This window comes from Lysinibacillus sp. NPDC048646 (assembly GCF_050272295.1).
Lineage (GTDB): Bacteria > Bacillota > Bacilli > Bacillales_A > Planococcaceae > Lysinibacillus.
In genome coordinates this window covers 1-13,105 of the sequence record NZ_JBNNLZ010000045.1, presented here as the reverse complement: position 1 = coordinate 13,105, position 13,105 = coordinate 1, and the positions used below count along the sequence as shown (strand labels likewise).

15 protein-coding genes, 1 tRNA gene and 1 pseudogene are annotated in these 13,105 nt (G+C 32.1%); all 17 read left to right on the top strand.

The features are described 5' to 3' along the window. The coding region (locus ACQKII_RS24215) for an IS3 family transposase (protein ID WP_427461115.1) at positions 1-77 on the top strand (77 nt) is incomplete at its 5' end. A 316-nt stretch (positions 78-393) separates the two neighbouring features. Further along, positions 394-603 (top strand): hypothetical protein, encoded by a 210-nt coding sequence (locus tag ACQKII_RS24210; protein ID WP_427462987.1) that lies wholly within the window; start codon positions 394-396, stop codon positions 601-603. Positions 604-1,213: 610 nt separating this feature from the next. Continuing rightward, the gene (locus ACQKII_RS24205) at positions 1,214-2,311 is read left to right on the top strand and encodes a GTP pyrophosphokinase (RefSeq protein WP_427462986.1); all 1,098 of its coding nucleotides are present in this window, start codon (positions 1,214-1,216) and stop codon (positions 2,309-2,311) included. A 173-nt stretch (positions 2,312-2,484) separates the two neighbouring features. Then, positions 2,485-2,560, top strand: a tRNA-OTHER gene (locus tag ACQKII_RS24200). Positions 2,561-2,738: 178 nt separating this feature from the next. Continuing rightward, on the top strand, positions 2,739-2,957 hold the full coding sequence (locus ACQKII_RS24195) for a hypothetical protein (RefSeq protein WP_427462985.1): 219 nt from the start codon (positions 2,739-2,741) through the stop codon (positions 2,955-2,957). Continuing rightward, positions 2,930-3,562, top strand: coding sequence for a tyrosine-type recombinase/integrase (locus tag ACQKII_RS24190; RefSeq protein WP_427462984.1), 633 nt, complete (start codon positions 2,930-2,932; stop codon positions 3,560-3,562). The genes ACQKII_RS24195 and ACQKII_RS24190 overlap by 28 nt, the downstream gene beginning before the upstream one ends. 235 nt (positions 3,563-3,797) lie before the next feature. Further along, positions 3,798-4,547, top strand: a complete 750-nt coding sequence (locus ACQKII_RS24185) for a TIR domain-containing protein (protein ID WP_427462983.1) — start codon at positions 3,798-3,800, stop codon at positions 4,545-4,547. Positions 4,548-4,717: 170 nt separating this feature from the next. After that, positions 4,718-5,206 (top strand): transposase family protein, encoded by a 489-nt coding sequence (locus ACQKII_RS24180; RefSeq protein WP_427462982.1) that lies wholly within the window; start codon positions 4,718-4,720, stop codon positions 5,204-5,206. Continuing rightward, positions 5,151-5,819 carry an ISL3 family transposase gene (locus tag ACQKII_RS24175; RefSeq protein WP_427462981.1) on the top strand — a complete coding sequence of 223 codons (669 nt, stop codon included), beginning with the start codon at positions 5,151-5,153 and terminating at the stop codon, positions 5,817-5,819. The genes ACQKII_RS24180 and ACQKII_RS24175 overlap by 56 nt, the downstream gene beginning before the upstream one ends. Then, positions 5,756-6,007: pseudogene (locus ACQKII_RS24170) on the top strand (tyrosine-type recombinase/integrase); the annotation flags it as partial. The gene ACQKII_RS24175 and the pseudogene ACQKII_RS24170, both read left to right, overlap by 64 nt. A 449-nt stretch (positions 6,008-6,456) precedes the next feature. Next, positions 6,457-7,302 carry a hypothetical protein gene (locus tag ACQKII_RS24165; protein ID WP_427462980.1) on the top strand — a complete coding sequence of 282 codons (846 nt, stop codon included), beginning with the start codon at positions 6,457-6,459 and terminating at the stop codon, positions 7,300-7,302. 742 nt (positions 7,303-8,044) lie between these two features. Continuing rightward, positions 8,045-9,091, top strand: a complete 1,047-nt coding sequence (locus tag ACQKII_RS24160; RefSeq protein ID WP_427462989.1) for a sce7726 family protein — start codon at positions 8,045-8,047, stop codon at positions 9,089-9,091. A gap of 16 nt (positions 9,092-9,107) precedes the next feature. After that, complete coding sequence (locus tag ACQKII_RS24155) at positions 9,108-10,070, top strand: sce7725 family protein (protein WP_427462979.1); 963 nt, start codon at positions 9,108-9,110, stop codon at positions 10,068-10,070. Between the two features lie 46 nt (positions 10,071-10,116). Further along, positions 10,117-11,145, top strand: a complete 1,029-nt coding sequence (locus ACQKII_RS24150) for an RES family NAD+ phosphorylase (protein ID WP_427462978.1) — start codon at positions 10,117-10,119, stop codon at positions 11,143-11,145. 543 nt (positions 11,146-11,688) lie between these two features. After that, a complete protein-coding gene (locus ACQKII_RS24145) occupies positions 11,689-12,399 on the top strand; it encodes a hypothetical protein (protein WP_427462977.1) in 711 nt (236 codons plus the stop codon). A gap of 396 nt (positions 12,400-12,795) precedes the next feature. Next, positions 12,796-12,990, top strand: coding sequence for a hypothetical protein (locus tag ACQKII_RS24140; protein ID WP_427462976.1), 195 nt, complete (start codon positions 12,796-12,798; stop codon positions 12,988-12,990). Beyond that, positions 12,987-13,105 (top strand): IS66 family insertion sequence element accessory protein TnpB (tnpB, locus tag ACQKII_RS24135; protein ID WP_427462988.1); only part of this gene is annotated, 119 nt, incomplete at its 3' end. The genes ACQKII_RS24140 and tnpB, both read left to right, overlap by 4 nt.

Below are 13,105 nucleotides of genomic sequence, written 5' to 3'. Positions count from 1 at the left end.
ATTGGTTCAATAACATTCGAATTCATGGAACATTAGGCTATTTAACACCCGTGGAATTTAAAAAACAGACCTTATAATTTTTGTCCAGTTTAGTGCTGACATACCATATAGTTTAATGGGTAAGGTATCGCCTCGATTACTCTCATAGCGTTTTAGGGAGGGGTGTACTAGGGGGTTTTTGCTATAATGGGAAAGCGTTCTCAAAAATAAATTTTTGTGGGGTTTCCTGAAAATATTCTAGGGGTTATATCAAATGACTGAGAAAGATTTTGTAGAAAAGATGCGTGAGGAACTAGAAACAATGTCTGATGATATGCTAGGTTCGATAAAATCGACCCTAGATTAAATAAGACTCTAGTCTTGATAAAATAAATATAAAAGAGTGATGCTGCCGTGACAAAAATGACTGCTGAACAGAATAATGAACTTAATAAATTTTTAGAATACCTATTCCATGCCCATTTTGATTCAAGATTTACAGACGATTATGACTTAGCAACCAAACATGAAATTGAAGTTGCTTTAGACTGTGATCTAACTGAAGATGAAATGCTTGTTATGAAGATAGCATACAGGAATGGTTATTTTATAGGCGGAAAGTAGAAAAAGTGCTAAGGGGATATTCTAAGGAATAGGGTTATTCTAATCCCACTAAATCTGTTTCAATATTACTGTATATCATCTTTTTAAGGGTGATATAAAAGTGATAATCACTGTACTAATAAAATATTTACATAAACAATAAGAGAAGCGTCTAGCCGTAACTAGGCGGTTTTTTGTATGGAACATAATTACATGAAGTAACAAGTTCCTCGAACTGCTTACGTTTTATATCTATATTTTAAGAAAACTTCAAGAAAATCCTTACTGGACTTTCCATTTACTATATTTCTGATTATAGATTTGGCATCATTAAAAGTTTGTGCAAGGTAACATGGCGAAATATTCTTCGTATGGTACAAATGAAGAATTTGATATACTTGCTGATCTGTTAATTTTGTCACATAGGGGTTGATTTTAAAACTTATAATGTAATCATTCTAAAATAGTGTACATAGCAACACTTGCGGTAGGGAGATTGAATAGGACATTCGAAATAAATATAACACTAATAAAATGCAATATTCATTATTTTTTCTTTATAAACAAAAATATGTAAAAAACCTATATAATACTATTGTAATTATAAACGGAGTTAAGGGAGTAATGTATAATGAGTACCTTTGTTGTTTCAAAAAACAAAGAGAGTCTAGAAAGTTGGTATTTAGGTGAGAGAAGTAGATTTGATTCACTTGGAAATAAAATTGTAAGTATTTTAACTGAAATCATTGAAACAGAGGAGATTCAAATTCATTCGATATCATCTCGTTCAAAAGAAGTGAAAAGCTTTTTGAATAAGGCTATGAAAGAGAAGTATAAAAATCCTTTGGAAGAAATACATGACTTAGCTGGGATTAGGATAATCACCTTTGTTAGAAGTGATGTAGAAAAAATTAGTAATATCATTAAGAGAACCTTTAGTATTGATAATGAAAATAGTATTGATAAAGGGGCAGAATTAGGTATTGATAAAGTTGGATATCGTTCTGTACACTTTGTGGCTGAGATGACAGAAGATAGATTAAGGTTAGCTGACTATCAAAGGTATACTGGGATGAAATTTGAAATACAAGTAAGAACTATTATGGAACATGCTTGGGCTGATTTATCCCATGATAGAAACTATAAATTTAATGGCGTACTACCTAATGAAAAAGATATAAAAAGGAGATTTTCGTTAATAGCTGCAACTATTGAACTTTTGGATAGACAATTTGATGAATTAGCTAATGAAATTGATTCATATGATGAGGAAGTGAAAAAATCTTTAGCTGATGGATTAAAACTGATTGAAGTAGACTCAACCACTTTATCGAACTACTTGAAAATTGAATTTTCTGATAAAATAGCTAATGGTACGATAAGTCCTAATTTTAATGGACAAGATAAAAGAGTTATTGAAGAATTAAAACTCTTTGGGATTTGTACAATCTCTGAATTAGATGAAATAATTATAGATAAGATTGGAGAAGAACAGAATTTTACAGGTATGATTCGGCATTTTATGATGGCTAATAATCCTATGAAATATTTTAAAGAGGTGTGGACTAAGGAAAGTTGGACAGTATTTGAAGAAGACTCCTTGAAACTTATTTTAGGTGAAAATCCAGATTTGGCTAATGCTTTAATTGAATATGGACATGATATTGAAGTAGAGTTAGAAGATGAAAATGGAGATTATTTACCAGTAGAAGAATACTTAAGGCAATAAAAATTCTTTTTATTCTTGCTTTAATGATATAATTACTATTGAGGGTTACATAAACCAAGTTCAAATTAAATGTAAGTCACCTTAACTATATAAATCAACTGTAGGAAATGACCCAATATAACTACACTTTAGCGTACAGGACGCCTGTTTGTCGGCATAATGTTACGCGAATCGTAAATAGGCAAACTACACGCGTAGAAGCTGAAGTATTGGAGTCTTTGGACGCGGGTTCGACTCCCGCCGTCTCCATAATAATGTGGCTACAAACGTAGTCATATCAACGATTTTCGAAGCTAGGGATATTGAACGGGAGTTGAACCCTTGTTGAATATCCCTATTTTCATCCCTAGAGATAATTAACATATTTATAACGAATTTTTGTTCATAGACCTTCTAATTCAAACAATGAATTGGGAGGTTTTTTTGTATGTCTAGAGGTAGAAAGCATGGTGTATTTGCAACAAGTGGTGATGTAGTTGTAATGCCAACGAAAAATTACGAGTCGAAGCGAGATTGCTTAACAATTGAAGTTGCACTTGAAGTAGTGTTCCAACAGATGCGTATAGCAGGAAATAGACTCGAACGATTGAGAGTTATCAGTATATCTTTGAGCAGTTCATGGCAATTAACAAACTTATGTATGTAGAAGACATTACAGTTGAAGCATTGTATTACTATCTAGATGTGCTTAAGGTAACACCTGCAACTAAGTTAATACGCTTGAAGTCTACGAAAGCTGTTCTGAGTAAGTTTTACAACAACGGTTGGATAAAAGAGAAATTTTGGTACAATATTCACATCAAAATTGATAAGGAAGTCAAGAAAGGGGCGAAGGAAAGCGACATTGATAAGCTCTTAGAACTTATTGACCAGACCTCATTTATTGGTTTCAGAGGCGCAGTAGCAATCAAGCTGATGTACAAGACGGGTATTAGGATTCGCACATTAGGAGAGTTTAGAGAACGACATATAGATTTTGACAATCTGTGCTTGAATCTGGATGGCTCAACATTGAAAAATCATAAATTCTTAAAGCTACCTATTGATAAGGAACTAGCTGATATGCTTCAATTTTTAATCAAAATGAATGATAGCATCCGCTCCCATTTTGGTACTGATAATCATAATGCCTTTATCACTCAGAATGGTTTGGAAATGAACACTAGTAAATCATCAAACTGTGCAATTTCAAAGCAGCTAAACAAGTATTCAAAGCGGTTTGGCTTAGCAAATATTAATGCACATGCTTAGGAGAGACTATGCAAAAAACACGGATATGAAGATAGGATATTTTATAAATAATAATGGTGGGGATACTTTCAACACTTTAAGTCTCTAGAAGCTTGAAGATGAATATAGATGGACTATTTCACACAGTGTAAATAATTATACGATTCGATTCGAGAACAACTATCTAAAGTAATGATGGAAATTTATAGAATGTGTATAATAGATTTAAAAAGAAAATATGGAAAGTTGGAATCTGATGCATAACATAAGTATGGTTTTAGAACTTAAGCGACTCATAGCTGATGTTAAAAGCTATCAAGGTGAATGGAGAAGGTCAGATGACTTTGAGCGATTTGTAGCAAAGCTTAATAAATTATCTAAAGAAATAGACTTACCAACATTTGAATTTGAACCATTTCATTATTCAAGTACAAGGAAAACAATAAATGATAATGGTTTTGTGTCACTAACAAACCATTTGGACATCCTTGAAGAAGCCTTGAATTTACAAATGAAAAATAATAATAGCAAAGCGTATAAAGAATCAAAAGATCTTAAACAAAAGGTTTTTGTTGTTCATGGTCGAGATAGTAATGCCGTTTTAGAAGTTGAAAGTATTTTAAATAGAGCAAATTTAGAACCTATTGTTTTACATAGAGGTGCAAACAATGGACTTACATTGATAGAAAAATTTGAGAAATATTCTAATGTAGATTATGCCATTGTAATTTTAACTCCAGATGATATAGGTGCTTTATATACTGATGGACCATTAACTTCGCTTGATTTAAAGTTTAGAGCACGTCAAAATGTGTTATTTGAATTAGGTTTCTTTTTTGGGAAATTAGGAAGAGCAAAGGTATGTTGCTTAATAAAAAATAGTGTAGAAAAACCTTCTGATATAGATGGTATAGTGTATATGTCTTATCAAAATTCAATTGAAGAAATTGAACTAGCTTTGTTAAAAGAGCTAAAAGAAGCTGATTTACATGTGAAAATACTTTAATGAATTAATAGAATGCTATTGATGAATTTAGTATAAGTAACTTTTGGAAATATTGAGGTGAATAATTTTGGTTCAACACCAAAATCTGTTCTTGCTAAAAAAGAATACAAAAAAACATCTGTATCCGCTAGAGTTGAGAGTACGACCAAACAACACAGCGAGGTATACAGATGCACGCTCATTCTATCAAGAATTTATGGGATTTACCAGAATTAAAAATTATCGCAACGAATAAAATCAATCACCAAATTTTCCTTGATGTCATGCCAACCCAATTGAAACAGACATGTCCAATTTGTGCATCTGAAAATACGAGTCGTCGCGGAATCGGTTATGTTCGAAAAGTTCGTCATCTCGAAGTGTTTGGTTGCCCTGTTTATTTGAACTTACCTGCCATTCGTATGTCATGTACAGCCTGTTTTGCGCATTTCGTGTGGGCATATGAGTGTGTGGCACCGAAAAAACGATACACAAAGGCGTTTGAGGCTACGCTACCAAAGCAGGCAATCGGCGCTACAATCATACATACAGCACGTGTGACAAACACACCCGCAACAACCGTTGCACGTATCGTCCATTCATGGAAAACGGAGGAAGCCGCACGTGTCAAAAAAACTTGTCAGGAATTTGACTTGCCACAATCTCGTACTAGGCATTGATGATTTTGCCATTCGTAAAGGGCATACGTATAACACAGGTCTCCATGATTTACGTAGTGGCACATTTTTAGATGTCATTCCTGGACGAAGAATAGAGGAATTGCAAGCCTATTTCAATACACAGTCTGCTCTTTGTGCGCTGAAGCCAGTCGCGATTGTCATGGATCTGGCAAAGGCATATCATACGTTTGCGGAAAATATGTATCCAGCAGCAATTCGCATTGCCGATCGTTATCATGTCAATCGTTACGTAACTGAAGCACTTCAAGCCGTTCGAAAATTCGTTCAAAAGCAGCTATCACCGTTTGCCAAAAAGGACCTTAAGCAACACTTCCGAATTCTTGGTAAACGACGTGATCAATTGGAGGATGTTGAAAAACGTATACTACACCGACTGCTTCAATACACCGAAATACTGCATCAAGTCTACAATTGGAAAGAAGCCTTTATCGAATGGTACGACTGTAGTTCCACGTACGAACTAGCGAAAAAGGGTTTCGAACGTTGGTTGGGGCAAGGTGCTATAATCAAGCATCCGGCCATAGAAGTAAAGGTGATAACCATATCACAACGACACAAGCGTATCGCATTATTGCTAAAGCTGGTGATATGATAGGCAACCATTCAATAGGCACACATACAATGCGCAAGACGTTTGGTTATACGTATTATCAAGCGACAAAAGATGTAGCGACATTAATGGAAATCTTCAATCACTCCTCACAGAAAACGACTTTACGCTATATCGGAATCACAGAAGAAAGCATTGAGAACAGCATTAAAGGTATATCTTTCTTCTAGTTGATAGATTGAATTGCTGATTGGTACATGAACGTAACCTTTGCTAATAAACTCTTGATTTATCGATATATTGAAGATGATGAATGAAGAACCCATGCTTCCTACTACACTCTCACCAAAAGGAAAATGAAGTGATATAAACTTAATGTATATATCGTTTTATTTTTGTGGTTAATGGTAATTTCAGGTTATTGTGTGAAGCGTTACATATAGTCTTATCAAATAATTATCGAGAAAAAAAGAAAGAACGAGATATTTGCAATATAAGGTTTTGGATTAGGTAATTTTTCATCGTTGTGTAATGGGTTATAGACCTTGAAACTATAATGTTATTTAATTATTTTGGACTAGTATAATTTAAAATATATGGGACTATTAGTTTGATGTTCAATCTCAGATTTAATATACTAATATTAAGAATAATTAGATAAGGTGGGATTGATTTGAGAATGTCAACAGTTCGATATATTAATGAGGAGGAAATAAAAGAAGTTAGAATCACTGATATGACAGTGAGTGATTATGAGGCTATTTATAAAGGGAAAATATATTGCCCAACTCCTTATTGTCCTGCAAAAGCAGTTTATAGTGGAGGTAAAAAGGCACATTTTCGTACATGGCAAAAGAAAGACCATCTTCAAGGGTGTATTCATGAATTTGATAGAGTTCCCATAAATCGAGGCATTAGTACCGAAAATAGTATTGGTGTTGATATTAGTTTTAACAGAAGACAAAATGCTATGAGAGATGCATTTAAACAAATGAAAATAATGACAATGACTGAGGAAGAAAGAGAAAATATTAAAAAAGTGAAACCACGTCCAAGACCTAATAGAAGGAATCCCAAAACCGAAGGTAAAGAAATAATATCAAATGTTAAAAATACATTAGTGGGTGGAGATGTACGTGAAGAAGAAAGTGGAGGACAAAGAGGGAGGAATTTATCAAAAAGATTTGTTGATGCCATTTCTAATTCAGATATTGGGGATATAAGATTAGTAATGGGACAACTTACAAATGTAGAAGTTCAAAATCCTACTGCTAAATTTACCGTAGAATGGAATGAAAAGAAAATATATGTAGTTTTTGAAGAAGCATTTGAAAAAGAACCTTCTAATGGTGCATATTTAAATAATTTTGGTATTGTAAAAAAATACTTAGAAAATACAGATTTAGTTTTATTCAGTGGTGTAGGAGAAATAAGGAGAAATCGTAGAACAGAAGAATTAGAATTAGTTATATATATTGGAACCGACTTAAGTTTTAATGATTCAGGTATGTTACATCTAAGATGATAAGTTCACAGAAGGGTTTGTAAGTTTTTTGTGAGGTCTACATATCTTATTAGGGACAAGTGGGTTCTGTTAAGAATACACATCAAGCTCAAGCGTTTAGGAAGTAATAGAGTAAGAGTATCAAAGAAGCGGGATAATCTAAGTGTTTATCTCGTTTTTAAATTTGAGATGTTGTTGGAACAAAATTAACTAACAGTTTTAAGTTGTAGTTCATGTAAGTCACACAAACCATCTGTGGAGCTGCAGGAACGTCTGTGAGCCTTCCTGTGAATGAGGTTGGATTTCAATTCAGTGGTGGTAGCTGTGACACTTTACGAGCTTGAAGTGAACAGATGATAGGGGCATGGTTTCCGATATTGAGATAGGGTGTCTTCCTATATAAAGGTGACCTCTATCAACCACACGAAATTCCTTCTTCACATCGAGCCAACACTACTTTACAATAGAAATTATAGGAAATCAATCGTTGGGAAGTGGTAGTTGCCTAATGATTTTGAAATGAATCGTAGATATATCAACAGCTGAAAGCGCGAAAACAGTAGGTAAGAGAATTCTACTTCTTTTTCGGTCTTAACAACTGAAGTGGTGTAGCTGTAAGTAAGCAGATTAGTAACGAATGAACTAGAAGGTTATCTTCCGATGCGAAGGTAACCTTTTTATGTCGAGAAGGTATTTAGACGAAGAATGATACCTTCGATACGTCTATCATCTACACCAACTGGAAAAACTATGTTTGTTCGGGATGTTGATTGTATTTGCAAAATTTGAGCGTGACATTATCCAACAACGCACTGAGACAGGTTTAGATGCTGCTCGCAAACGTGGTCTTATTGGTGGAAGGTTAGCTATTGATGGAAAAAGGAAAGGTGTACATGCATTGTTTGAAGTAGTAGAGAGTGCAACGGATATTGCAAAAGAATATAATATCGTTAGAGCGACAGTGTATAAGATTATTAATGAAAAAAGAATAAAGGTGAGAAAAATGCAACAAAGTAATTTAACTAATATATATTCTAAAAAGTATATAGAGAGTATGTTGAAAAAGTATGATTATTATAAAGATTTAAGAGCAGTGAATGAAAATGTAGAAGAATTGCTAGAAAGTTATGAAATAATGAAAAAACATTACAGAAATGAATATTTTTATAAAAATACATTGTTCAATAAACTTGTTTTAGGTAAGCATAATCTAAATACTACATATGCGATGAATGAAGTAATAGTAAATAAATCTAAGGCTGATATGATAATTGTGAATAAAAATTCTCCAATAGTATATGAAATAAAAACTGAATTAGATAATTTCGGTAAACTAGAGCACCAAATTATTGATTATTATAAAATTGCTTCTTTGGTTTATGTTGTTACTGCTGAAAACACTTATTATCCACTTTATAGAATTTTAAAAGATACTAAAGTTGGTATATACGTTTTAACAAATCGGAATACGTTAAGTTTAAAGAAAAAAGCAGAGGAAGACGAGAAGTTTTTAAATCATAAGGTTTTATTTAAGTTGCTTAGAAAAAGTGAATATGAGAGAATAGTAATGGGATATTTTGGGTACTTACCGAACGTAAAGGCGTTTGAGTATTATACTGAATGCCTAAAATTATTTATGCAAATTGAAATATTAGAAGCTCAAAAATTGGTTTTTAATGAAATTTGGGAAAGAGAAGAAGAGTTTGTGAAAAAAACCATGCAGATAATACCTTATGAATTGAGATGGTTGATATACAGTAGTAAATTCAATACAACAGGTTATAAAAAAATACTTGATATTTTTAACTAATAAAGGAGTGTATTCTGTGTATTTTCCGTATTTGAGAGGGAGACAGTTTGATTTAATCGCAATTAGGGAGTTAGTAGAGAAGGATTTAATAGATGAGCTTATAGTTCCAATAATAGAGCCGATAAAGCTCTCTTCAACTCTTATTTCGACATTAAAAGCTTTTATAGAAAAACAAAGAGAGGTTCTTCTAATTCAAAATCCTTGTGTGGGAAATTTCGCAAAAGAATTAGAAGCTCATGAGTTATTCGAATGTTATGTAGAATTATTAAAGAGTCCTTATATTATTATTACACACTTTTTCAATGAAAACTCAACAGTTGAAATACACGAGATAGCTACTAATATTGACAAAAATATTGAAGACATAGCTATTATCCACAACGAAGAGAAAGTTGGACTTCTGAAACAATATAAAGAAGTTTATTATAATGTTAATCCGAAATATAATATTATCCCATATGAACAATCTTTTAAAAGAAGGTTAAGAGGGCAAAATTTAATTTGTTTAAAAAATGTATTTAACAAGCAGAAAAGAAATACTGATTATTCTTTAAAAGATAATGAATTTTTTTCCGAAGAGCATCTACATTATGAATCTGAAGGACTTCTAGGTTTTTCTGATTATTCTGTAGTAGGAAATGATTATAGTGAAGGTGGATTTGCTCCATACGCAATAGCACTCCACATTGTATATTTTTCATATGACGATGATAATGATGATGATGTATTGTGGATTAGACATTTTGTATCCGATTCAAATGACGATATCCGTGACCCAGCATTAAAATGTTCAGAAGCTCTAGCGAAGCTTGAAGAATGGACAAGTACTATTGAAAGAGAAAAAATCGATACATACGCTATAGAGCAATTATTAGAACATTTTTATAGAGGTTCATATCCGGGATTACCAACTTTAAAAAAACTGGCATTAATGCATCATATTCAATTAATGAATGTTTTTTTGAGAGGTGAAATCTAAGGTGAACTGTTGCGAAAAATGTTTTAAGGATATAGAGTTAATAGCAATGATTCAAGGTAAGCAAAATAAAGCTCAATGTGATATATGTAAATCTAGAGATGTTTATGTCTATGATATGGAAAATGATGAAGGATTAGATATATTATTTGAGGAATTTTTAAGTATTTACAAGCCTAAAACAATGCTACCAGATAGTTTTCCGAATTCCATGTTGTGTTTCTTAAAAGACGAGTTAGTACATAATTGGAATATGTTTGATTTAGATTCTACTCAGGTGTACCTTTTACTATCAGTGTTAATGGAAAAGCAATTTCCAATGAAAGTAAAACTTTTAAATGAACCAGTTGGTATTCTGCAATTAGCAGACTTAGATTTTATAGCTGCCAACAGTATTTTAAAAAGCTATAGATGGGAAGATTTTGTTGAATACTTAAAACATGAAAATAGATTTCATTCAGCCCATATAAATTACGATGTATTAGATGAATTTTTAAAAGGTTTAATTGTGACTATTGAAAAAGGGTCTAAATTATATAGAGCTAGAATTTCTAATGATTCAGAATTGAAAATCAAAGAAATGGGTGCGCCACCTAAAGAAAAAGCATCAGCAGGAAGAGCTAATTCAGAAGGGATTAGTCATTTATATTTAGCTACTCATATTGATACAGCAGTAAGAGAGATTAGACCAGGAGAGCAAGATATGATATATCTTGGTGAATTCACATTAGAAGAAGACCTAGTTATCGTAGATTTAAGGAGTTTAGAAAGTATAAGTATATTTCAGGGATTCAATAAGTTGAGATATGCTCTTAATTTATCGAATATTAAAAAAATAAGTAATGAGATTTCAAAACCTGTAAGAAGAAATGATAGTAAGTTAGATTATTTACCCACTCAATATATAGTTGATTATATAAAAAGTAAACGTATAGAAAAAGAGTTTGAACATTGTGTTGGAATTGGGTTTAAAAGTACACTTTGCCATAGAGGCTATAATATAATGATTTTTAATCCAGAAATATTAAGGTGTAATAATTTAACTAGCAGAGTTATAACACAGGTGATTTATAATTAAATGTTGAAAAAGGACATAGTTGAATTACTATGTCTTTTCATAATTATAAGCTCAAAACATCAACTTTATCATCAATATTCTAGAAAAGTACTTTATTTTAATTCACCTCCTTATTAGAAATTTACGAAATAGGTTTAGTTTAATAAAGACTTATCCATTATCCACTTTCAATAATGTTGTAAAACACGCCTTCACCTGCTGCAATTGAATGAACAAATGGTGTGATAATGTAGAGTCATCATATATTTTGAAACATGGGGTGAGTAAGGTGGTATAAGAATAACAACTACACAAGCGTACAGGTTTCAGATATTGCTTATAGGAAGTCAATCCACAAGTGGTTGAAATTCGCACCTTATAGACTACGTAAGAAACAATTTTCAGCAATGCATGAAGCAAGAGCAGACCTAGCGACAATCGCAAAACAGAGTGGTCACAAGAACCTTGAAACAATTAATAAACACCACCTATCAGTGAATGATAGAACTATTATATGTATTTATAGATATAAATTATTTATAGAAATAAAGGATGGTAAAAGTTTTGGGAAAAATATTAAAGCATCTAGAAAAAAAATCTATTCTTATATTGGGAGTACTAATTGCACCTTTTCTTTTAATACCTGCTGTATCAGGAATTTTAAAATTATCACTATTAGTGGGAGAATTTTTACCTAGTTATCTATTATTATTGGAAATAGATACAAGTGAGAAAGTAAGCATTTCAACTTTTATTTATTACTATACATGTTTTTTAGCAATTGAAGTGACAGGGATATTAAGTTACGCAGTGTATAAATTAAGTAGTTATAAAGAGAAAAAAGAGAAGAAAGATGAAATTATAGAAAAAGTAATACTAGTTAATCGAGAGTTGAGAGTTAATTTATTTGTTTATAACGCAGAATTATATACAGTAGGTGGAGTGTCATGTAATTTGAAAAAAATTATTAAAGACAAAGAAATGAATGATTATGGGAATTATTTAAAACAAAAAAATTTAAGTTTTAATACAATAGAATGGGAAAAACATAAATTCGAATTAGAGATTATATTAAAGAATAATAATGAAGAAATTTTGTATGCAGAAACTAATGAGATTTATAATTCAATATACATTCTTAATAATACAAAATGGTCGTATAATTTACCGACGGAGCAATTCAAAATGTTTGATAAAACGATTGAGAAGATTAATTCGAATTTAGAAATGATTGTTGAAAAGATTATGCAAGATAAGATAAATATACATAGTTAAATTCTGTAATAAAATCATTCTTTTACATAAGAAGAGAGCTGCTGTATCAGAGTCACCTGAGAAGCAGTTTGCAAGCCCTTCGAACGTTCTTGTAAGTATTTGGACATATATGTGCAAAATGCCATACATGTTAGCTTCATTACGTTATATTGGGATTACAGAGGATGTTCTTGAGTACAGCATTAAGAATGTCCGCTTTTTCTAAGAAAATCAATTGAGAACATATCCAATTGGGTATGTTCTTTATTGTGGGTTAGAAATCATAAATTATGCAATTGAAATTGGAATAGGATAAGAGTTAGTCGTTGGAGAGTAAGCCCGTATTCAAATAACGCATATAAACACGTAGCACCTCCCGGTACTATAAAGATATCAATTAAAGGAGGTGCCTTTCATATGCCACAGCAAAAATTAACGATTATCCCCGTCACATTATATCCCGAACTTAAAAATCACTCTGTAGTCAACTCAACAGTAGATCCCCGCATTAATACATGTACGATTAAAACAGCAACGGTGGAAATTTCCTTCTATAATGGCGTAGATGAGCACATCATTCAAAGCGTGATGAGGGAGTTGAAACTTCTGTGAAACACGATTTTACTAGCGTGAAAAATATCTACATCGTTTGTGGAAAGACGGATATGCGAAAAGGCATTGATGGCTTAGCTACACTGATTCAAGATTCTTTCGAACTTGATCCCTA